Annotated in this window: 17 protein-coding genes; 14 read left to right on the top strand and 3 right to left on the bottom strand. The window is 70.9% G+C overall.

Annotation, left to right across the window (positions count from 1 at the left end; genetic code table 11):
* Positions 1–133 precede the first annotated feature (133 nt).
* From B9Y95_RS19360 to B9Y95_RS19340, 5 genes are all read left to right on the top strand, one after another.
* A complete protein-coding gene (locus B9Y95_RS19360) occupies positions 134–1,315 on the top strand; it encodes a thiolase family protein (RefSeq protein ID WP_200811449.1) in 1,182 nt (393 codons plus the stop codon).
* 33 nt (positions 1,316–1,348) lie between these two features.
* A complete protein-coding gene (locus tag B9Y95_RS19355) occupies positions 1,349–2,128 on the top strand; it encodes a 3-hydroxyacyl-CoA dehydrogenase (RefSeq protein ID WP_085514289.1) in 780 nt (259 codons plus the stop codon).
* 112 nt (positions 2,129–2,240) lie between these two features.
* Positions 2,241–3,074, top strand: coding sequence for an enoyl-CoA hydratase/isomerase family protein (locus tag B9Y95_RS19350; RefSeq protein WP_085514288.1), 834 nt, complete (start codon positions 2,241–2,243; stop codon positions 3,072–3,074).
* On the top strand, positions 3,071–3,895 hold the full coding sequence (locus B9Y95_RS19345) for an SDR family oxidoreductase (protein ID WP_085514287.1): 825 nt from the start codon (positions 3,071–3,073) through the stop codon (positions 3,893–3,895). Before B9Y95_RS19350 ends, B9Y95_RS19345 begins: the two co-directional genes overlap by 4 nt.
* A gap of 118 nt (positions 3,896–4,013) precedes the next feature.
* Positions 4,014–4,346: a helix-turn-helix domain-containing protein gene (locus tag B9Y95_RS19340; RefSeq protein WP_085514286.1), complete on the top strand. Its 333-nt coding sequence runs from the start codon at positions 4,014–4,016 to the stop codon at positions 4,344–4,346.
* A 101-nt stretch (positions 4,347–4,447) separates the two neighbouring features.
* Here the strand turns inward: B9Y95_RS19340 and B9Y95_RS19335 are convergent, their stop codons facing one another.
* On the bottom strand, positions 4,448–4,909 hold the full coding sequence (locus B9Y95_RS19335) for a hypothetical protein (protein WP_123539665.1): 462 nt from the start codon (positions 4,907–4,909) through the stop codon (positions 4,448–4,450).
* A gap of 263 nt (positions 4,910–5,172) precedes the next feature.
* Between B9Y95_RS19335 and B9Y95_RS19330 the strand changes: the two genes are divergently transcribed.
* From B9Y95_RS19330 to B9Y95_RS19295, 8 genes are all read left to right on the top strand, one after another.
* Entirely contained in the window at positions 5,173–6,732 is a 1,560-nt protein-coding gene (locus B9Y95_RS19330) for an MmgE/PrpD family protein (protein ID WP_234994180.1), read from the top strand.
* Between the two features lie 31 nt (positions 6,733–6,763).
* Positions 6,764–7,663, top strand: a complete 900-nt coding sequence (gene prpB / locus B9Y95_RS19325; protein ID WP_085514355.1) for a methylisocitrate lyase — start codon at positions 6,764–6,766, stop codon at positions 7,661–7,663.
* A 130-nt stretch (positions 7,664–7,793) separates the two neighbouring features.
* Positions 7,794–8,918 (top strand): bifunctional 2-methylcitrate synthase/citrate synthase, encoded by a 1,125-nt coding sequence (locus B9Y95_RS19320; RefSeq protein ID WP_085514283.1) that lies wholly within the window; start codon positions 7,794–7,796, stop codon positions 8,916–8,918.
* Positions 8,919–8,987: 69 nt separating this feature from the next.
* On the top strand, positions 8,988–10,814 hold the full coding sequence (locus B9Y95_RS19315) for a hypothetical protein (protein WP_085514282.1): 1,827 nt from the start codon (positions 8,988–8,990) through the stop codon (positions 10,812–10,814).
* A gap of 52 nt (positions 10,815–10,866) precedes the next feature.
* Positions 10,867–11,310 carry a hypothetical protein gene (locus tag B9Y95_RS19310; RefSeq protein WP_085514281.1) on the top strand — a complete coding sequence of 148 codons (444 nt, stop codon included), beginning with the start codon at positions 10,867–10,869 and terminating at the stop codon, positions 11,308–11,310.
* Positions 11,311–11,433: 123 nt separating this feature from the next.
* Positions 11,434–11,985 carry an acyl-CoA thioesterase gene (locus B9Y95_RS19305; RefSeq protein ID WP_085514280.1) on the top strand — a complete coding sequence of 184 codons (552 nt, stop codon included), beginning with the start codon at positions 11,434–11,436 and terminating at the stop codon, positions 11,983–11,985.
* A gap of 144 nt (positions 11,986–12,129) precedes the next feature.
* Positions 12,130–14,079: a hypothetical protein gene (locus B9Y95_RS19300; protein ID WP_085514279.1), complete on the top strand. Its 1,950-nt coding sequence runs from the start codon at positions 12,130–12,132 to the stop codon at positions 14,077–14,079.
* Positions 14,080–14,176: 97 nt separating this feature from the next.
* Entirely contained in the window at positions 14,177–15,172 is a 996-nt protein-coding gene (locus B9Y95_RS19295; RefSeq protein ID WP_234994179.1) for a DNA-3-methyladenine glycosylase family protein, read from the top strand.
* 29 nt (positions 15,173–15,201) lie between these two features.
* Here B9Y95_RS19295 and B9Y95_RS19290 read toward each other — a convergent pair whose 3' ends face one another.
* Entirely contained in the window at positions 15,202–16,989 is a 1,788-nt protein-coding gene (locus tag B9Y95_RS19290) for a phytoene desaturase family protein (protein WP_085514353.1), read from the bottom strand.
* 241 nt (positions 16,990–17,230) lie between these two features.
* Here B9Y95_RS19290 and B9Y95_RS19285 point away from each other — a divergent pair, with 241 nt between their 5' ends.
* Positions 17,231–20,992 carry a proline dehydrogenase family protein gene (locus B9Y95_RS19285; RefSeq protein ID WP_085514278.1) on the top strand — a complete coding sequence of 1,254 codons (3,762 nt, stop codon included), beginning with the start codon at positions 17,231–17,233 and terminating at the stop codon, positions 20,990–20,992.
* Positions 20,993–21,133: 141 nt separating this feature from the next.
* Here the strand turns inward: B9Y95_RS19285 and B9Y95_RS19280 are convergent, their stop codons facing one another.
* The gene (locus tag B9Y95_RS19280) at positions 21,134–21,484 is read right to left on the bottom strand and encodes a GntR family transcriptional regulator (protein WP_085514277.1); all 351 of its coding nucleotides are present in this window, start codon (positions 21,482–21,484) and stop codon (positions 21,134–21,136) included.
* Between the last annotated feature and the right edge of the window lie 19 nt (positions 21,485–21,503).

Raw genomic sequence — 21,503 nt, 5'->3', positions numbered from 1 at the left:
CGCCGACCGCGGATCGTCGGGCCGGTCCAGCGGACACGGACGTTCCGGTCCCTCGCTTGTCGAAGGGCCACAACCGCCGCCGTCCGCGCAGGCGCCAGGCCTAGGGTGGACGCAGACCTCGAAGGAGATGGCTATGCGTACTGCAGTGATCGTCGACGCGATCCGGACTCCGTCCGGCCGGGGCAAACCGGGCGGTGCGCTGAACGCCGTGCACCCGACCGACCTACTGGCCGGCACGATCCGTGCGCTCGTGGAGCGGACCGGCATCGATCCCGCGGTCGTCGAGGACGTCTACGCCGGCTGCGTCACCCAGTCCGGAGAGCAGGGGCAGAACATCGCGCGGAATGCGGCGCTCGCCGCAGGCCTCCCGCAGGAGACGCCCGGCACCACCATCGACCGGCAGTGCGGCTCCAGCCAGCAGGCCACCACCTTCGCCGCGCAGAGCGTCATGTCGGCCGGCAACGACGTCGTCATCGCCTGCGGTGTCGAGTCGATGAGTCGAGCGCCGATGGGGTCCAACGTGCAGGGGGCGGACCCCTTCGGCTCCGCCCTCCGAGCCCGCTTCCCCGATGGCCTCGTCGGCCAGGGTGTCTCCGCCGAACTCATCGCCGCCCGCTGGAACCTCAGCCGCGACGAGCTCGACGCCTTCGCCGCCCGCTCCCACGAGCGCGCCGCCGCGACCTGGGCGTCCGGCGGGTTCGACGGCGAGGTCGTCGCCGTCACCCTCCCCGACGGCTCCGTCGTCACGACCGATGAGACGGTCCGTGCCGGGACGACCCCCGAGGCGCTCGCCGGACTACCCGCCGTCTTCCGCGACGACCGGCTCGCGGCCCGGTTCCCCGAGATCGCCTGGCGGATCACCCCGGGGAACGCCTCACCGCTCACCGACGGCGCCTCCGCTGCGCTCATCATGAGCGAGGTCCGGGCGCTCGAGCTGGGCCTGACGCCGCGTGCGCGCTTCGTCTCCTTCGCCGCGGTCGGGAGCGACCCGATCGAGATGCTCACCGGCATCCTCCCCGCCACCCGCCGCATCCTCGAGCGCAGCGGGCTCCGTGTCGACGACATCGACGCGTTCGAGGTCAACGAGGCGTTCGCGTCCGTTCCGCTCGCGTGGCAACGCGAGTTCGGGGTGGACGACGACCGGCTCAACCCGCGTGGCGGGGCGATCGCCCTCGGGCACCCGCTCGGCGCCTCCGGGACGAAGCTCCTCGCCACCCTCCTCGGCCAGCTCGAGGCGACCGGCGGCCGCTACGGTCTGCAGACGATGTGCGAGGGCGGCGGTATGGCCAACGCGACGATCATCGAGCGCCTCTGATGGGCGCGCCCACCAGGTGAAGGGAACCACGACATGGATGTGACCGGGAGTTCGGCGATCGTCACCGGCGGCGCCTCGGGACTCGGATTCGCGACCGCGACGCGGCTGGCCGGCGCCGGCGCGCGCGTCGTGCTCGTCGACCTCCCCGGTTCACCCGGGGCGGAGCGGGCCGAGGAGCTCGGCGGGTTCGCCACCTTCGTGCCCGCCGACGTCACCGACGGCGAGCAGGTGCAGGCGGCGGTCGAAGCGGCGGTGTCGCGTGGCCCGCTGCGGGTCGTCCTGAACTGCGCCGGTATCGCGCCACCGGCGAAGGTGCTCGGCCGCGACGGTCCGGCGGACCTCGGCGCCTTCGAACGCGTCCTGCGCGTCAACGTCCTCGGCACCTTCAACGTCATCCGGCTGACCGCCGACGCGATGCAGCACAACGATCCGGACGGTGATCCCGTCGACGGCGCCGGGGACCGCGGCGTCATCATCAACACCGCGTCCGTCGCCGCCTTCGACGGACAGATCGGCCAGCCCGCCTACGCCGCATCCAAGGGCGCGGTGCACTCGATGACGCTGCCGATCGCCCGCGAGTTGGCGCGTTTCGGGATCCGGGTCGTGACGATCGCGCCCGGCATCATGGAGACGCCCATGCTCGCCGGGCTGCCCGAGGCGGCGCAGGAGTCGCTCGGGCACCAGGTGCCGTACCCGGCCCGCCTGGGCCGTCCCGACGAGTACGCCGCGCTCGCCCTGCACATCGTCGAGAACGGCTACCTCAACGGTGAGACGATCCGCCTCGACGGGGCGATCCGGATGGCGCCGAAATGACCGGAACCGGGCGGCTGCGGCACGTGCCGGCGCGCCGGCCACGCCTTGCAAGCAGTGCCACGAGAGCGGGCACGTGCCCGCGCCGAACCACCACCGACCAGGGAGCCACTCCGTGACCAGCGACGACACCATCCTCTTCGAGGTGAGCGACGGCCTCGCGCACCTCACGCTCAACCGGCCCACGAGCCTCAACGCGATCGACGACCGCGCGGCCAGACGCTGGCGCGACCTCGCCCTCGAGATCGCGGAGCGCGACGACGTCCGGGCGGTCCTGTTCGACGCCAACGGTCCCGCGTTCTGCGCGGGCGGCGACGTCCTCGCGATGTCGCGGATGGGTGACGGCAGCGCGGGATCGACGGGCGCCTTCGTCACCGAACTCGCCGACATCATCCACGAGGGCCACCGGACGCTGCAGTCGGTCGCGAAGCCGATCGTCGCCGCCGTCCAGGGCGCCGTCGCCGGCGGCGGACTGGGGTTCATGCTCGTCGCCGACGTGATCATCGCGTCCGACCGGGCGAAGTTCGTGAGCAAGTACGCCGACATCGGCCTCACGCCGGACTGCGGCGTGAGCACGCTGCTGCCCGAGGCGGTCGGCATGCGTCGGGCGCTCGAGCTCACCCTCGGCCCGCGGATGCTGAGCGCCGAGGAGGCGCTCGACTGGGGGCTCGTGACCGAGGTGGTCCCCGCCGAGCAGCTCGACACCCGCGCCCGCGAGGTGGCCGCGTTCTGGTTGGCCGGAGCCACGGCCGCGTTCGGCCAGGCGCGGCGGCTGCTGCGCGAGAGCGTCGGCCGCGGCTATCAGGACGCCCTCGACGACGAAGCCCGCACGATCGGCGCGGCGATCGAGACGCCCGAGTCGGTCGCGCGCGTCGCAGCGTTCGCCGCCGCGTCGGCGAAGCGCGCCGCCGCGTCGACCACCACCACCCCGAAGGAGCCCACCGCATGACCACCCTCGCCGGCAAGACCATCCTCATGTCGGGCGGGAGCCGCGGCATCGGCCTCGCGATCGCCCTGCGTGCGGCCCGCGACGGCGCGAACGTCGCGATCCTCGCCAAGACCGACACCCCCGATCCCCGCCTCGAGGGGACGATCCACACCGCAGCTGACGCGATTCGCGAAGCCGGTGGGCAGGCGCTCCCGATCCTCGGCGACGTCCGGAACGACGACGACATCACGCGGGCCGTGTTCGAGACCGCCGGTGAGTTCGGCGGCATCGACATCGTCGTCAACAACGCGAGCGTCATCAGCCTCGCGCGCACCCTCGACCTCGACGCGAAACGGTACGACCTCATGCAGGACGTGAACGTGCGTGGCACGTTCATGCTGTCGCGGGCGGCCATCCCCATGCTGAAGGACGCGGAGAACCCGCACATCCTGTCGCTGTCCCCGCCGCTCAACCTCGACCCGAAGTGGCTCGGCGCGCACACCGGCTACACGCTCGCGAAGTACGGCATGTCGATGGTGACGCTCGGTCTCGCGGCCGAGTTCGGACGCGACGGCATCGCCGCGAACACGCTCTGGCCGAAGACGACGATCAAGACGGCGGCGGTCGGCAACATCCTCGGCGGCGAGGCCCTCCTGGCGAAGAGTCGCACCCCGGAGATCTACGCCGACGCGGCCTACGAGGTCCTGACGGCGTCGGCGCGTGAGTTCACGGGTCGGTCGCTCATCGTGGAGGACGTCCTCGCGGAGGCCGGGGTCACCGACCTCGCGAAGTACTCACCGGGCGTCGACGAGTCGGAGCTCTACCCCGACATCTTCCTGTAGCGGCGGGCCCGCGCTGTCCGCTGACGGCAGAACGTGTGCTCCCCGAGCCTGGCCGAGCCGCACCTACAGTGAGAGCACGCGGTCATGGAGCCCGCGTCCGCAGCCGGAAGGAGTCGCCATGTTGTACCGCGAAGCCCTCGGCGCGGCCCTGCGCACGCGTCGACTCGAACAGGGGCGCACCCTGCAGGACGTCGCGACCGCTGCAGCCGTCTCGACGCCCTACCTGTCGGAGATCGAACGCGGCCGGAAGGACGCCTCCTCCGAAGTGGTGGTGACCATCGCCGACGCGCTCCGCACCCGCCTCGACGCGCTGATGTTCGACATCGCGGACCGCTTCGAGACCGCGGCGGCTCGGATCGTCGTCGAGCTGCCGCTGGCCGAGGACGCGCTCGCCGACGCGACGATCACCCCGCTGCGCCCGACGGCCGACCCGCAGCTGCTCGCCGCCTGACCCCGACCGTCGGCGGTCGTCCGGACACGGTGCTTCGTCCCGTCCGGTGACGGCCAGCCGCTCGCTCGGTCCACCGCTCGCTCGGCCCACCGCTCGCTCCGTCAGCCGCGGGCGAGTGCCTCGAAGGTCTCGTGGAGGAGCGGCTTGGCCGTCTGCCACGTCGTGTCCGCGTCCCAGTCGCCGAGGTCGGTGACCTCGGCGTGGCGGCCGGTCTGGTGCTTCGGCTCGGGATCGCCCGGGAGCCGCAGCCGCTGGGTGAACCCTCCGGTCGTCCGGTCGAAGTCGAGTACGTGGAAGGCGACGTTCCGGTTCCAGTCGTCGGACGGCCATGAGATGAAGTTCACGCGTAGGCGCTCCGCGGACAGCGGCCCCTCGGCGACGTAACTGCCGGGGTGGTCCTCGCCCGGCGACAGGATGCGGTACGCGCCGTTCGAGCAGTACAGCAGCAGGGCCGGCACGAACGGCTTCTCCGCGAACAGTTCGGTGTAGTGGAGCGCCTCGGCTCGGACCACGTCGCCGAACAGGTGCAGGGTCTGTGGCGCCCCAGGGGTGTGCATCGGCACGGTCGTCTCCTTCGGTTCCTCGGTACGGGTGTCACTCTGGCCATGGCCGCCGTATGCGCGCTGTACGCGGGCTGGGTGGATGCGGAGAACGAGACTGGTATGCCACGGCGCCAGGAGAACGGCGCGACAGCAGGACCGTTCCACGCGAAATGTCCTGTTCCCGGGCGGTTCTCCTGCTGCGGCGCGACGGACCCGCGGGCGTAGGCTGGAGGATGCGACGCCCCGCAGCACACTCGGACGGGCCGCACCCGAAAGGAACACCCGTGATCCAGCACCACCTGCGCGTCCACCGCAGCGACGAGAACCTCGCCCGCGAAGGACAGCTCGCCTGGCAGCTCGCCCGCGTCGCGACCGATCCGGTGGAGGTGACGCCCGAGGTCGTCGACGTGATCATCAACCGGGTGATCGACAACGCCGCCGTCGCAGCCGCCTCGCTCACGCGCCGGCCCGTCTCCTCGGCTCGCGCCCAGGCGCTCAGCCACCCCGTCAGCACCGGCGGCGACGGTGCCACGGTGTTCGGGCCCGACCTCGCCCGCCGCGTCTCCCCGGAATGGGCGGCCTGGGCCAACGGCGTCGCCGTGCGCGAGCTCGACTTCCACGACACCTTCCTCGCCGCCGAGTACTCGCACCCGGGCGACAACATCCCGCCCATCGTCGCGGTGGCGCAGCACGTCGGCTGCACGGGCGCCGACCTCGTCCGCGGGATCGCGACCGGGTACGAGATCCAGATCGACCTCGCGAAGGCGATCAGCCTGCACCGACACAAGATCGACCACGTCGCACACCTCGGCCCGAGCGCCGCGGCCGGCATCGGCACGATGCTCGGCCTCGATCAGGCCACCATCCACCAGGCGATCGGCCAGGCGCTCCACACCACGACGGCCACCCGCCAGTCGCGCAAGGGCGAGATCTCCACCTGGAAGGCACACGCTCCCGCGTTCGCCGGCAAGATGGCGGTCGAGGCCGTCGACCGGGCGATGCGCGGCGAGACCAGCCCGTCGCCGATCTACGAGGGCGAGGACGGCGTGGTCGCCTGGCTGCTCGACGGCCCCGACGCCTCGTACGACGTCCCGTTGCCCGGCGCGGGTGAGCCGAAGCTCGCGATCCTCGACTCCTTCACGAAGGAGCACTCGGCGGAGTACCAGGCGCAGGCGTGGATCGACCTCGCCCGCAAGCTGCACCACGAGCACCCTGACCTGTTCGCCCTTCGACACGCGGATCCTGAGCTTGTCGAAGGGCAGGGACCGCAGGTGGACCGCATCGTCCTCCACACCTCGCACCACACGCACTACGTCATCGGCTCCGGCGCGAACGACCCGCAGAAGTACGACCCGACGGCGTCGCGCGAGACGCTCGACCACTCCATCCCCTACATCGTCGCGGTGGCGCTGCAGGACGGCGCGTGGCACCACGTCGACTCCTACCGCCCCGAGCGCGCCACCCGCGCCGACACCGTCGAGCTGTGGCACCGGATCTCGACGGCGGAGGACGCGGAGTGGACGCGCCGCTACCACTCGCTGGACCCGGCCGAACAGGCGTTCGGCGGGCGCATCGAGATCACGCTCACGGACGGGTCGACCATCGTCGACGAGATCGCCGTCGCCGACGCGCACCCGCTCGGCGCCCGGCCGTTCGCGCGCGCCGACTACGTCCACAAGTTCCGCACGCTCGCCGCCGACGTCCTGGATGCGGCGGAGATCGAGCGGTTCCTCGCGCTCGCCGAACGCGTCCCGGAACTCGACGTCGACGAGGTCAAGCAGCTGAGCATCCAGGCCGCCTCCGGGGTCCTCGCCTCGGCACCCCACCCGACCGGCCTGTTCTGATGCCGGCCGACCTCCCGAAGGGACTGTGCTGATGCTGTACAGCGAGACCACGCCGGCCGAGAAGCGCCGGCTGTTCCGCGAGCGACTCGCCACCGGTGAGCTGCTGCGCTTCCCGGGCGCGTTCAACCCGCTCTCGGCGAGGCTCATCGAGCAGAAGGGCTTCGACGGCGTCTACATCTCCGGCGCGGTGCTCTCCGCCGACCTCGGGCTGCCCGACATCGGACTGACGACCCTCACCGAGGTCGCCGGTCGCGCCAAGCAGATCGCCCGGATGACCGAGCTGCCCGCGATCGTCGACGCCGACACCGGCTTCGGGGAGCCGATGAACGTCGCGCGCACCGTCCAGGAGATCGAGGACGCCGGGCTCGCCGGCCTCCACATCGAGGACCAGGTCAACCCGAAGCGCTGCGGCCACCTCGACGGCAAGCAGGTCGTCGACACCTCCACCGCGCTCGGCCGGATCCGTGCAGCCGTCGACGCCCGGCGCGATGCGAACCTGCTCATCATGGCGCGCACGGACATCGCCGCCGTCGACGGGCTCGACGCCGCGATCGACCGGGCCAAGCAGCTCGTCGACGCCGGAGCCGACGCGATCTTCCCCGAGGCGATGCGGTCGCTCGAGGAGTTCGCCGCCGTCCGCGACGCGGTCGACGTGCCGATCCTCGCCAACATGACGGAGTTCGGCAAGAGCGAGCTGTTCACGAGTCAGCAGCTCGCCGATGTGGGCGTGAACATCGTCATCTGGCCGGTGTCGCTCCTCCGTATCGCGATGGGCGCCGCGGGTCGCGCGCTCGACACGCTGAACGACGAGGGCTCGCTCACGCGCAAGCTCGGTGAGATGCAGCACCGTGCCGACCTCTACGAACTGATCGACTACGAGGGCTACAACCGCTTCGACACCTCGGTCTTCAACTTCACCATCGACCGGTAGGCGTCCCCGCACCGGTGAACACCACCTGGGTCTCCGCTCCCCGAGCTTGTCGAGGGGTGTCGCGGGTGCCAGGCTCGACCAAGACACTTCGACAGGCTCAGTGACCGGAGCCACCGCAAAGGAGCAACGCATGACCGAAGCGACCAGCGACATCAAGAAGGGTCTCGCCGGCGTCGTCGTCGACGTGACGAGCGTCTCGAAGGTGAACCCGGAGACGAACTCGCTGCTCTACCGCGGATATCCCGTCCAGGAACTCGCCGAGCACTGCAGCTTCGAGCAGGTCGCGTACCTGCTCTGGAACGGTGAACTGCCCACGGACGCCGAACTCGCGGAGTTCACGGCGTCGGAGCGGAGTCAGCGCGCGCTCGACGACAACGTCAAGGCCGCCATCGACCTCCTCCCGACCACGAGCCACCCGATGGACGCCCTCCGGACGGCCGTCAGCGTGATCGGCGCGAACGACTCGACCGCCGAGACGAACACCCCCGAGGCCAACGCGGTGAAGGCCGCGAGCCTGTACGCGAAGCTGCCCGCGATCGTCGCCTACGACCAGCGCCGCCGCCACGGCCTCGAGCTCGTCCCGCCGCGCGACGACCTCGGCTACAGCGCCAACTTCCTCTTCATGACCTTCGGCGAGGAGGCGGATCCGGTCGTCGTCGACGCGTTCGACGTCTCGATGATCCTCTACGCCGAGCACTCGTTCAACGCGTCGACGTTCACCGCTCGGGTCATCACCTCGACCCTCAGCGACCTCTACTCCGCGGTCACCGGCGCGATCGGCGCGCTCAAGGGTGCCTTGCACGGTGGGGCGAACGAGGCCGTCATGCACGTCTTCGACGAGATCGGGACGGCTGACCAGGCCAGCGCGTGGCTCGACGCGGCGCTCGCCGAGAAGCGCAAGATCATGGGCTTCGGACATCGGGTCTACAAGAACGGCGACTCGCGCGTGCCGACGATGCTCAAGGCGTTGGAGCGGCTCGCCGAGCACTACGGCAAGCCTGAGATCCTCGAGCTGTACACGACGCTCGAAGCGGACATGGTCGCGCGGAAGGACATCAAGCCGAACCTCGACTACCCCTCGGGCCCGGCGTACAACCTGATCGGGTTCGACACGGCCACGTTCACGCCGCTGTTCGTCGCCGCTCGGATCGTCGGGTGGACGGCGCACATCGCCGAGCAGCTGGCGTCGAACGCGCTCATCCGTCCGCTGTCCGAGTACGTCGGGCCCGACGAGCGGCACGTGCCGACCGACTGAAGGGCGAGTTCTCCACAGATTCGGCGGTAGACCCCACGGCGATATTCCAGATGAGTAGCCTCGATCCTCGTGACTGCTCTGATCCGCGCTCCGCGCTCCCTGCTCCTACGATCCACGGTCTCGGCCCTGGCCGCTGCGACCATCCTCCTCACCGCGGTGGGACTCCCTGCCCCGGCGTCCGCGGCTCCGTCCGTCGGGTCCATCGCGGACCCGCAGGAGCACGACGACGGACCCGGTGACGCGTTCGGCACCGGGGATGTCCCCGGTGCGCCGGGCGCCGTGGCCCCGTCGGCAGGCACCTCGAGGGTCATCGGCAAGCTCGTCCTGCAGAACCGGTCCAGCGGATCCTCGGCGTACGTCGGGCTCTCCTCGCCGGAGTCGGGTCGCAACGTCCAGCGGCTGTACTCGTCCTCGGTGGGCGGAGCCGCGTCGCTCGCGGGAACGTACTCCCTCCCTGCCGTCGGTGCGGCCGGGCCGATCACCGGCACGGGGACGTCCTCATCGCTCTGTCTGGCGCCCACGGGCGACGCCCACCGGGCGCTCGTCGCAGCGCGGACGTGCACGGGCTCGCCGTCGCAGGCCTTCGAGTGGCGGTACGTCTCGAACAAGTGGGTCTCCGGCTACGCGCTGTACCCGGTGTCGAGCGCGTACTCGTTGGGCGGGGCCGACTCCGACGCCTTCGTCGAGCTCACGATGAACGCGCTCGCCGATGTCGTCGTGGAGTCGCAGCTGGCGCCGATCGCGCCGTTCGAACTCCGTACCCCGGCGATCGGCGCCACGGTCGACACCCCGACACCGACGTTCAGCGGGGTCGGCCAGTCGGGGACTTCCGTCTCGATCCGCACGGATGCGCAGGTCGAACTCGCCAGCACCAGTGTGCCTGCGGACTCGACATCGTGGTCGGTCCCGTCGATCCAGCTCGCGCCAGGCCGCTACACGGGAACCGCGACCCAGAGCGGGACCGGTTCGGATGTCCAGGTGCGTTTCGACTTCACGGTGCCCGCGCCGCTCGCGCCCGGCGCCTCGATCCCCACACCGACGCTCACCCCCGGTCAGTCCGTGGAGGTGGAGGCGACCTTCAACGCCGATGCCGGTGGCCAGCGTATCGACGTCTACCACCCGGCGAACACGCGGATCACCGCGGTCGACAACCCGGCCTTCACGCTCGACGGCTTGGGCATCGGGGGCACCTTGCCGGTCGGCACGACCACGCTGAGGTTCACGCTGCGGGCGAACGACGATGCTCCCATCGGCGAGGCGACCGGCGGCAAGGTCACCTACGGTTCCTCCCGCGTCACGATCGCCGACTTCACGGCGAACATCGTCCGAGCACCGGACGAGCCGATCGCCCCCCTGGTGGTCGAGTCGCCGAGGCGCGGCGAGACGATCACTGAGACGACCCCAGTGTTCCGTGGGACCGGCGAGCCGGGGTCGCGCGTCGAGATCCGTGGCGCGTGGGGCGATGTCCTCGGCGCGGTGGAGCGGGTCGACGCGAGCGGCGACTGGTCGATCACGTGGAACAAGAGCCTGCTCCCGAGCCGGTACGCCGGTGGCACCGTGAAGCAGTTCGTGAACGGAGTGCCGACGCACGCCTTCGTCTACGATTTCACGATCGTGCAGCCGCGGCTCGTCGTGACGTCGCCCAAGATCGGCGACACGATCACGGGCACGCGGCCGGTGTTCACCGGTACGGCGAACCCGGGCGCGCGGGTGCAGATCACGGGTGCATGGGGCACCGACCTCGGTTCCACGACCGCCGATGCACGGACCGGCGACTGGACCATCACCTGGCGGCACGACTATCAGCCGGCCCGCTACTTCGGCGGCACGGTGACGGAGGCGGTCGGGGGAAAGGTCATCGGATCGACCGGGTACGACTTCACGCTCGCCCACTGATCCTCGCGTCGTCCTCCCGTCACCGCCCCGGCCCGCATCCTGAAGGAGTCCCATGCGCAACAAGCAGCTCACCACCATCGCCGTCGCAAGCCTCGCCGTCGTCGCCCTCGCCGGGTGCACCGGCTCGGACCCGTCACCGAAGGGCAGCGCTCCCTCGGCGTCGTCTACGCCGGCCGACGATGCCGCCGGATCGGAGTACGCGATCCCCGACGTCTCCGGCGAGTGCGTCGACGGTACGGCGACCATCGTCGACGACAGCTCGAACGTGACCATCGACGGCGACTGCGCCGACGTGGTCGTGGAGGCCTCGAACAGTGTCGTCACGGTGACGGGAGCGGTCGTGAACCTCACGTTCAACAGCTCCATCACGCTCGTGAACGTCGCGACCGTCGACACCATCGTGTTCGTCGAGGGGGCCAACGGCAACAAGGCCGCGACGTCTTCGACGCCGGTCGTCACCGACGCCGGGGAGGGCAACACCGTCGCTGCTGAGTGAGCCTGCGGGATACGGCCGCGTGTGTCGGACGCCACAGATGACCGGGTGTCCCGCGACCCGAGCGTTGTCGAGTCATGACAACGGGGCTGCACGACCCTGCATCGGCGGGATACGGTCGCATCCGTGCACCTCATCTTCCGCACCATCGCAGTGCTGTTGCAGTCCCGCCGTCGAGCCCGCCGCGGTGAACGCCCGGGTGTCTGGGACGTCGGTCGGATCGGGCTCCGCGTCCTGCCCACCGACCTCGACGTGCTCGGTCACATGAACAACGGCGTGTACCTGTCGATCTTCGACCTCGGCCGGTTCGACCTCCTCATCCGGAACGGACTCTGGGATCGGTTCAAGCGTCTCGGCTGGTATCCCGTGGTGTCCAGCGAGAGCATCACCTTCCGCAAGTCCCTGCAGCCCTGGCAGCGCTTCACCGTCGAGACCCGCGTGACCGGCCACGACGACAAAGGGGTGTTCATCGAGCACCGGGTCGTCGTCGACGGCGAGATCTACACGCAAGCACTCGTCCGTGGACGCTTCCTGAAGCGAGCGGGTGGGGTGGTTCCACTGGCGGAGCTCCTCGAGCTCACCGGGCCACCGCCGGCCGACCTGCCGGCGTGGCAGGCGCAGTGGGCTCGCGACGTCGCGCTCCCGCCCACGAAGGCGCCGGCACCCAGCGACTGGTGACCGGAATCAGCCGGTCGACATACTGGATTAAGCAACTGGAATACTTGTAGGCTGACCGAGTTCGTCTCGAACGCTCACCGGTACGCCCGGTCGCCTCGTCTGAGCCGACCCGCGCGTGCCCTTGCGAAAGGTCGCCTCACGCCTATGAAGCTCTCCATCCCCGTCTCCGTCCTGAGCCTGGTCGGCATCACGGCGAGTCTGCTCAGCGGTCCGGCCGTGTCCGCCACAGCGACACCAGCAGGTCACCAGCCCACCGCGGCCGCGGTGCAGGGTCGATTCGTCGGCCAGGCGTTCCCGTCCGGTTCCGGATCGTACTTCGCGGTCGGCACTGCGACGGACCTGCTGAACCCGGTCCGCACGACGACGCACACCACCCTCCGCGAGGCGTTGGCAACCGCTGAACGCTGGACCTTCCCGTCAGCCGATGCCTCAGGGCCGATCACGACTGCGGCCGGGGGCGTCACGCGATGCCTCCAGCCTGATCCGTCGCAGGCCTACAAGTACGTCTACCCGGCCGTCTGCAACGGATCCACCGCGCAGCAGTGGGCCTGGGAGGCCTTCGAGAACGGCCGCGTGGGTGGGTTCGGGCTCGTCTCCAACAGCGGTGCCGGTGGTTTCCTGCGCCAGTTCGACGGTCGCCTGGCCGTCGGTGGCCTCGGGGTCGCCACGGACGCCGACCGAGTGCTGCCTGAAGGTGTCGACCCAGTCCCGGTGGCGGAGCCGGTCTCGCTGGAGACCCCGGCGCCCGGAGCGATCGTGCGCGACCCACGGCCCGAGTTCGGCGGACGCGGCACACCCGACGCGACGATCGAGATCCTCGACCGCGCGGGCCTCCTACTCGGGACGACGGCCGTCCGCTCAGACGGTGGGTGGACCGCGGTTCCAACGCGCGATCTCGCTGCCGGTGCGCAGTCGGGGACGATCCGTCAGCTGTCCGACGAGTCGACGGCGAACTGGTCGGTCACCTACCGTGCCGTCACCGCGGTGACGGTGGAGGCCCCTGCGCTCGACGCGACGATCGACGTCCCACGGCCGGTGTTCTCCGGTCTCGGGGAGCCCGGTGCCACAGTGACCGTCGTCGACGATCTCACGGGCGCGATCCTCGTCGAGGTCGAGGTGGACGAAACCGGCGCCTGGAACCAACGGTCGCTGCGGACGCTCGAGCAGCGGGCCTACACCGCGACCGCCACGCAGGTGTTCGACGGACAGCGGACCACTGCTCCGCTCCGCTTCACCTACCGCGAGCCGGCTCCCGAGCCGGGGCCGATCGAGGACGTCACCCTCGGCTCACCCGCCATCGGCGAGGTCGTCGAGACGCCGGTGCCGGTGTTCTCCGGTCGCGGTGAGCCCGGCGCGATGATCAGGGTGATCGGCGCCTGGGGCACGGAGATCGGATCGGCGACGGTCGGCGAGGACCACCTCTGGACGGCGACGCTGAACAAGACGCTCATCCCTGGGCGTTACAGCGGCGGGTCGGTTCGCCAGGAGATCGACGGGGCGGAGCAGTCGCGCGTGCCCTATGACTTCACCGTTCGTGCCGCAGCTGCAGTCGCGCCACTCGTCGTCCAGGCGCCCTCGACCGGCGGCGTGGTCGCGTCGTCCGTCCCCGTGTTCAGCGGGAAGGCCCAGCCTGGCGCGAGGCTCGAGATCTGGAGTGCCTGGGGTGATCTCGTGGGCACGACCGACGCCGTCGCGGCGAGCGGGAGCTGGTCCATCACCTGGAACAAGTCGCTGTTGCCGGCGCGATATGCCGGAGGAAGCGTCCGGCAGGTCGTCGGCGGTATCGAGACGCATCGCGTCGCCTACGACTTCACGGTCGCCTCGCCGCTGACGGTGACGTCACCGAAGATCGGTGACACCCTCACCGGCACGCGTCCGGTCTTCACGGGGAGGGCGACACCGTTCGCCGAGATCGAGATCATCGGTCTCTGGGGTACGCGCCTCGGGACGGGGACGGCGAACAGCTCCGGCGATTGGACCGTCCAGTGGAGCAGCGACTACCTGCCGGGCCGGTACCAGGGCGGCCGCGTGGAGCAACGCGTGAACGATGCGTTCGTGGATCAAGCCGGCTACGACTTCCGTCTTGTGCGCTAGACACCTGCGCGAGCCGACGACGGTCGAGGGCTCCTCGCGAGCCCCGACCGGCGTCGGTCTCGGCGGATGTCGGTGGTCACCACGTAGGGTGACCAGCATGCCCGCCTCCGCATCGATCGCCACTCCCTCGCCGTCATCGGTGGAGGCGGTCGGGTGTCCGATCGCACCGGCGCCCGCCACGGTGGAACCCCTGCGGACGGTCTACCGTCCGAGGGGTCCACTCGACGTCCACAGCACCCTGCGCCTCATCGCCAGGGGAGGCGACGGCCCCTGCTACCGCCGCACGCCTGGCGGGGTCTGGCTGACGGCTCGCACCCCACACGGCGGCGTGACCTTGTACGTCTCGACGGTCCGAGACGGTGAGGTCGAGGCGGCCGCGTGGGGTCCGGGCGCCGAGTGGATGATCGCCGGCGTACCGGAGCTCCTCGGTCGGGACGACGACTGGTCGGAACTCGACGTGAGTGGGAGCCCGCTGCTCACCGAGGTAGCCCGGCGGAACCCGGGGCTCCGGTTGAGTCGGAACCGGCTCGTGTTCGAGATGCTCGTGCCGTCGATCCTCGAGCAGAAGGTGACTGCGATGGAAGCGTGGCGTGCGTGGCGGCTGCTCGTGCGCCGACATGGCGACCCCGCGCCCGGGCCGGCCCCTGAGGGCATGGTCGTGGCGCCGTCCGCCGAGATCTGGCGGATGATCCCGAGCTGGGAGTGGCACACCGCGGGTGTCGGACCGCAACGCTCCGAGACGGTCGTGCGGTCGTCACGACTCGCCTCCGCGATCGAGCGGACGCTCGACGAGCACCCCGACGACGCATCGCGTCGCCTGCAGAGCCTGCCCGGCATCGGCGTGTGGACGGCCGCCGAGGTGACGCTCCGAGCGCACGGTGACCCCGACGCGGTGAGTGTCGGCGACTACCACCTCGCGGCCTCCGTCGGGCAGGCGCTCACCGGGTCTCCCGTGGACGACGACGCCATGCTCGAGCTGCTCGCACCCTGGGCGGGTCACCGGCAGCGGGTGCTGCGGCTCATCGGCCGGAGCGGCATCCACAAGCCGCGCCGTGGCCCGAAGATCACCATCCAGGACCACCGCCACCACTGAGTGCGGCAGCGCGTTCTGCGGCGTGCGGGTCAGGCGTCCAGGACGGCCATCGCGGCGTTGTGCCCACCGAGTCCGCTGACTGCGCCACCGCGTCGAGCCCCGGCGCCGCAGAGCAGGACCCGTGGGTGAGCCGTGGCGACACCCCACCGTTCGGCCGCCGTCGTCTGTGGGGCTTCGTCCTCGAGGAACGGCCACGACAGCGGGCCGTGGAAGATGTTCCCGCCCGGCATCGCGAGGGAGCGCTCGAGGTCGAGCGTCGTCCGCGTCTCGACGCAGGGTCGCCCCTCAGCGTCGAGCAGCAGGAGGTCCTCGATGGGCTCCGCGATCACCGAGTCCAACGATCGCAGCACAGCAGCCTGGAGGGCGTCACGGAAAGCGTCGTGGCCGCCCGGGACCGCGTCCGCAGCGACCGCGAGCCGATGCGGCACGTGGAGTCCGAACACGGTGAGCGTCTGCGCCCCCGAAGCCTGCAGCTCCGGCGAGAGGATGCTCGGGTCGCTCAGCGTGTGGCAGTAGATCTCGCACGGTAACGGGTCGGGGATCCGGCCGGCCTCCGCCTCGAGATAGGCGTGCTGCAGCTGCGCCCAGCCCTCGTTGATGTGGAAGGTGCCGCCGAAGGCCGCCGCCGGATCGACGGCGGGGTCGAGGAGCTCGGGGAGTCTCCGCAGCAGCAGGTTCACCTTCACCTGGGCGCCCTCGGGATGCGGGACACCGTCCTCCGGCGCTGGCGCCGCGCGGAGGATCGCGTCGGCAACGTTCCACTGCACCGGCGTTCCCCGCGCTGCCGACCACGCGGCGAATGCGGCCGCGGCCGCCCGTTGCTCCGCCGCCGGGTCGAGGAGGCGCTCCAGCACCGCCGGGGCCGCTCCCGACAGGATCCACTCGCCGCGGACGACGACCCCGGGGCGAGGCCGGAACCGATCCAGCGTCGACACCGGTTCGGTCGCCTCGAGCTCCGCCTCCGCGGCGAGGTCCACGTAGGCGACGAGCCCGTGCTCCGGTTGGATGGACGTCACCTCGGCGAGCGTCCGGATCTCGGCACCGGCCTCCTCGGCGGCTCGGCGCAGTGCGTCCGTGACCGCGCCCATGCCGCCGACCGGGACATCCCAGTCGCCCGTCCCGCCGCCGATCAGGTGGTAGAGGAAGCAGATGTTCTGCTGCAAGGTCGGGTCGTCGGCGCGCGCGAAGGTGCCGATGAGCGCATCCGTGAAGACGACACCGCGGACGAGGTCGGACCGCGCGGCGTCCTCGATGGCACGGCCGATCGGCTCATCGAACACCGCCGACCAGATCGACGCGACCTCCGCTGCCGGCACCCCGAGGTCCGCGGCGGCGGCGATCGCCGCGTCACGCGCATCGGAACGGCTGCGGAGCGGCTCGAGCACCGTCGGCCAGAGCACCGAGGCCAGGTGGCCGATCCGACGGTGCAGTTCGGCGACACCCGCGGCGTCCTCCTGATGCCCGATCGACGCGAACGACGCGACCGTGGCGTCGTCGTCGCGGTTGTCGATCAGGAGCCCCGTGCCCGGGTTCGCGGGGTCGGGCGTGTACGACGAGAAGCGGCGGCGGACGAGCCGGACGTCGAGCCCGAGGTCGTCGATGATCCGCTGGGGCAGCAGGCTGACGAGGTACGAGTACCGGGACAGGCGTGCGTCCACGCCGGGGAACGGGCGTTCCGAGACGGCTGCTCCACCCGTATGGTCGAGGCGCTCGAGGAGGAGGACGCGCTTGCCCGCGCGTGCGAGGTAGGCGGCGGCGGTGAGGCCGTTGTGCCCGCCGCCGACGATGACGGCGTCGTACTGCTCGACGGAATGCATGACCACACCCTATTCGCAGGCGCACTTCGACAGGCTCAGTGACCGGGGGTGGGGTGCTCAGTGACCGGGGGTGGGGTGCTCAGTGACCGGGGAGGGTGCTCGGCGATCGGGGAGGGTGATCAATGACGTGGCCCACCGGTCCCTGAGCTTGTCGAAGGGCGGCGACCGGGGCGCCCAGCCGCCAGGCGTCTACTCGCGAGCCTCAACTGGGATCGGCGGATCGGAGCATAGGCTGAGCAGCATGGCGAACGTTGCGAACGAGGGTCCCACCGAACCGGTCGGACTCGCGGATCGTGCGATCGCCCTCGCGTCGAAATGGGTCGACGAAGGGGCGGAAGCTCCGACCGATCCCGCTGCCGAGCGGCTCGCCGGGGTGCTGCGCGATCCCCACGGTCTCGAATTCACCGTCGGCTTCGTCGACGGCGTCATGCGCCCGGAGGACCCGCTCGTCGCCGGGAACGCCCTCGCCGCCCTCGCCGGCCGGACACCGCGGTTCCTGCCCTGGTACGAGCAGGCCGCCGTCCGCACGGGCGGTCTGGTGGGTCCGGTCCTGCCCTGGGTCGTCGTCCCCGCCGCACGCCGCGTCCTTCGGGGCATGGTCGGCCACCTCATCGTCGACAGCCGTCCTCGTGAGCTCGGCAACGCCATCGCGAAGCTGCGCGCCGACGGGTCCCGACTCAACCTGAACCTCCTCGGGGAGGCCGTCCTCGGCGAGGGTGAGGCGGCCAAACGGCTCGCCGGCACCCGCGAGCTCCTGCAGCGCCCCGACGTCGACTACGTGTCCATCAAGGTCTCGTCGATCGCCAGCCAGCTCTCGATGTGGTCGTTCGAGCAGGTCGTCGACCGCATCGTCCGTCGCCTCGTGCCGCTCTACGAGGAGGGGCTCGCGACCGGCACCTTCATCAACCTCGACATGGAGGAGTACCGCGACCTCGACCTCACCATCGCGGTCTTCACCCGGCTCCTCGACCAGCCGCAGTTGCTGCAGTACCAGGCCGGCATCGTCATCCAGGCCTACCTCCCCGACGCCCTCGAGGCGATGATGCAGCTCACCGCCTGGTCGAAGCAGCGCGTGGCAGCCGGTGGCGCGCCCATCAAGGTGCGGCTCGTGAAGGGCGCGAACCTCGCGATGGAGCGGGTCGATGCGGCGATCCACGGCTGGCCGCTCGCGACGACGGGATCGAAGCGCGAGACCGACACCAACTACAAGCGTGTGCTCGACTGGGCGCTCACGCCGGCGCACACGGACGTCGTGCGGGTCGGGGTCGCCGGGCACAACCTCTTCGACATCGCCTACGCGTGGCTCCTCGCGGGTGACCGCGGTGTGCGTGAGCGTGTGGACTTCGAGATGCTGCTGGGGATGGCGACCGGGCAGGTCGAGGCCATCAAGCGGGACGTCGGGACGGTGCTGCTGTACACGCCCGTCGTGAACCCGAAGGAGTTCGACGTCGCGATCTCCTACCTCGTCCGCCGTCTGGAGGAGAACGCCAGCGAGGAGAACTTCATGTCGGCGGTGTTCGAGCTCGCCGAGAAGCCGACCCTGTTCGCGCGCGAGCGACGTCGGTTCCTCGCTTCGGTCGACGCCCTCGGAGAGACCGCCGGGCAGGTGCCGCCCCCGAACCGGACGCAGGACCGCGCCGCGGAGGCCCCGGAAACGCCGCTGCCTGACAACGACGGGGACGAGCGCTTCCGTGATCCCGCGCAGGCGCCGGACGCCGGACTCACGCAGCAGGTCCTCGGGCTGGAACGCGGATCGAGCGGCGGTCAGGACCGTTTCCATGCCGACCCGTCCTCCGCGTACGTCGAGACGGCGGTCTTCTCCCGTTCGGAGCGCGGTGGTGTCGTCGACGGCGCCCCGGGCTTCGAGAACACCGCCGACACCGACCCCTCACTCGCGGCGAACCGCGCGTGGGGAGCGTCGATCCTGGCGCGCGTCCCGCAGTCGACCCTCGGTGGCGCAGCCGTCGCGGCCGCGGCCATCGACGACCCGCGCGTCCTCGAACGCACGATCACGATGGTCCACGCCGCCGGTGAACGATGGGGAGCCCGCCCCGCCGCCGAACGGGCCGCCGTCCTGCACGCTGCAGCTCGGGTCCTTGCCTCCCGCCGTGCCGACCTCATCGAGGTCATGGCGAGCGAGACCGGCAAGACGATCGCCGAGGCCGATCCCGAGGTGAGCGAGGCCGTCGACTTCGCGCACTACTACGCGGCCAACGCGCCCCTGCTCGAGAGCGTGCACGGCGCGAGCTTCGTCCCCTCCGCGCTCACCGTCGTGACGCCTCCGTGGAACTTCCCCGTCGCCATCCCGGCCGGAGGCGTCCTCGCGGCCCTCGCCGCCGGCAGCGGTGTGATCATCAAGCCCGCGCCACAGGCCAAGCGGTGCGCCGCCGTGGTCGTCGAGGCGCTCTGGGACGCCGGGGTGCCGCGCGACCTCCTCGTGCTCGCCGACGTGGCGGAGGGTGACCTCGGTCGTCGGCTCGTCTCCCACCCGGCCGTCGACCGCGTGATCCTGACCGGCTCCTTCGAAACGGCGCAGCTCTTCCGTGGGTGGCGTGCCGACCTGCCGCTGCTGGCGGAGACGAGCGGGAAGAACGCGATCATCGTCACGCCGAGCGCCGATCTCGACCTCGCCGTCGCCGACATCGTGAAGAGCGCCTTCGGGCACGCCGGGCAGAAGTGCTCGGCCGCGTCGCTCGTGATCCTCGTCGGCTCGGTGGCACGATCCGACCGCTTCCTGCGGCAGCTCGAGGACGCCGTCCGCTCGCTCCGGGTCGGCTGGCCGTCCGATGCGCGGACGCAGATGGGGCCGATCGTCGAGCCGGCGGGTGAGAAGCTCCTCGCAGGGCTGACGGAGCTGCGCCTCGGCGAGAAGTGGCTCGTCGAGCCGAAGCTGCTCGACGACTCGTCGGTCAACTTCGGCCGGCCGAGCGAGCGCCTCTGGTCGCCGGGGGTCCGCACCGGTGTCCAGCCGGGCTCGCCCTTCCACGTGGCCGAGTACTTCGGACCGGTCCTCGGTGTCATGCAGGCCGCGAACCTCACCGAGGCGATCGCCCTGCAGAACGCGACCCCCTACGGACTGACCGCGGGCCTGCACACCCTCGATCCCGTCGATCTCGGGGAATGGCTCGACACCGTCGAGGCGGGCAACCTGTACGTCAACCGGGGCATCACCGGTGCGATCGTGCAGCGCCAGCCCTTCGGCGGGTGGAAGCGCTCGTCGGTCGGGACCGGCACGAAGGCCGGCGGCCCCAACTACCTGTTCGGGCTCGGCGAGTGGCGGCCGGACCCGGGGTCGGCGAGCCGCAGCCTGCACCTCCGCGGGCTCGACACCCGCATCGTGAAGCTCATCGAGGCGGCCCAGCCGTCGCTCACCTACGAAGCCTTCGACGTGCTGCGACGGTCGGCGCTCAGCGACGCGATCGCGTGGGGGAACGAGTTCGGCGAGGTGAAGGACGTCTCGCAGCTCGGCGTGGAACGGAACCTCCTGCGCTACCGGCCGGTTCCGGTCGCGGTGCGGGTCGCGTCGGGGGCAGACCTCGGCGATGCGCTGCGGGTCCTCATCGCCGCGGTGCGGTCGCGGTCGCGCTTCACCGTCAGTCTCGGCGGGCGGCTGCCGCGCGAAGTCCGCGACTGGCTGTCGGAGCTGAGCATCCCCGTCTCCCTCGAGACCGACGAGCAGTGGCTGACCCGGATGGCGGCCCGCGGGTCGATCGACACGGGCGAGCTGGGCCATGAGCCGCCGGTGTCGACCCGGGTGCGGATCGTCGGTCCGCGTCCGGAGACGGTCGCCGAGGCGGAACCCGGAGCGGAGGCCTCAGAGGGTGAGCCGCTTGCGAAGCGACTCGCAGAGGCGCTCGGCGGCGACCCCGAGATCGCGATCTGGGGCGGACCGGTCACGCAGGCGGGACGGGTGGAGCTGCTGCCGTTCCTCCGCGAACAGGCGATCTCGATCACGGCGCACCGGTTCGGCAACCCCGATCCGTGGTCCCAGAGCGTCATCTGAGTCGGTCTCCTCTGTCCCTGAGTCCCTGCCCCGGTCCCTGAGTCCCCTTCCCGGTCCCTGAGTCCCTTCCCGGTCCCTGAGTCCCCTTCCCGGTCCCTGAGTCCCCTTCCCGGTCCCTGAGCTTGTCGAAGGGCGCGGCCGTCAGCCGCGGAGCGCAGCTTCCACAAGCGCGAGGGCATCGTCCGCGGGCACGCCGAGGTCCCGGATGCGGTCCGCGTACGCCGCCGCTGCCAGCTGCGCCTGCCGGTCGATCGCGTCGCCGTGCGCTGACACGAACGTCCCCGCGCGTCCCCGGGTCTCGATGACCCCGTCGGTCTCGAGGAGCCGGTACGCCTTCGCGACGGTGTTCGGTGCGATCCCCAGCTCGTCGGCCAGCCCGCGCACCGTCGGGAGCTTCGTCCCGGTCGCCAGCCGTCCGTCGCGGACGGCCTCGACCACCTGCGTCCGCAGCTGCTCGAACACACTGGTCCCCGCCTGAATCGTCCACTCCATCCGCCCATCCTGCCCGCGA

This window comes from Plantibacter flavus (genome assembly GCF_900177615.1).
Lineage (GTDB): Bacteria > Actinomycetota > Actinomycetes > Actinomycetales > Microbacteriaceae > Plantibacter > Plantibacter flavus.
This window is presented reverse-complemented; position numbering and strand designations above follow the sequence as displayed.

What these genes read in the sequence shown, in the direction of transcription:
- B9Y95_RS19355 (WP_085514289.1), top strand. Translation starts at nt 1,349, where the DNA reads ATGGATGTGACCGGGAGTTCGGCGATCGTCACCGGCGGCGCCTCGGGA.
- prpB (WP_085514355.1), top strand. Translation starts at nt 6,764, where the DNA reads ATGCTGTACAGCGAGACCACGCCGGCCGAGAAGCGCCGGCTGTTCCGC.
- B9Y95_RS19300 (WP_085514279.1), top strand. Translation starts at nt 12,130, where the DNA reads ATGAAGCTCTCCATCCCCGTCTCCGTCCTGAGCCTGGTCGGCATCACG.
- B9Y95_RS19285 (WP_085514278.1), top strand. Translation starts at nt 17,231, where the DNA reads ATGGCGAACGTTGCGAACGAGGGTCCCACCGAACCGGTCGGACTCGCG.
- B9Y95_RS19340 (WP_085514286.1), top strand. Translation starts at nt 4,014, where the DNA reads ATGTTGTACCGCGAAGCCCTCGGCGCGGCCCTGCGCACGCGTCGACTC.
- B9Y95_RS19345 (WP_085514287.1), top strand. Translation starts at nt 3,071, where the DNA reads ATGACCACCCTCGCCGGCAAGACCATCCTCATGTCGGGCGGGAGCCGC.
- B9Y95_RS19295 (WP_234994179.1), top strand. Translation starts at nt 14,177, where the DNA reads ATGCCCGCCTCCGCATCGATCGCCACTCCCTCGCCGTCATCGGTGGAG.
- B9Y95_RS19310 (WP_085514281.1), top strand. Translation starts at nt 10,867, where the DNA reads ATGCGCAACAAGCAGCTCACCACCATCGCCGTCGCAAGCCTCGCCGTC.
- B9Y95_RS19290 (WP_085514353.1), bottom strand. Translation starts at nt 16,989, where the DNA reads ATGCATTCCGTCGAGCAGTACGACGCCGTCATCGTCGGCGGCGGGCAC.
- B9Y95_RS19360 (WP_200811449.1), top strand. Translation starts at nt 134, where the DNA reads ATGCGTACTGCAGTGATCGTCGACGCGATCCGGACTCCGTCCGGCCGG.
- B9Y95_RS19280 (WP_085514277.1), bottom strand. Translation starts at nt 21,484, where the DNA reads ATGGAGTGGACGATTCAGGCGGGGACCAGTGTGTTCGAGCAGCTGCGG.
- B9Y95_RS19320 (WP_085514283.1), top strand. Translation starts at nt 7,794, where the DNA reads ATGACCGAAGCGACCAGCGACATCAAGAAGGGTCTCGCCGGCGTCGTC.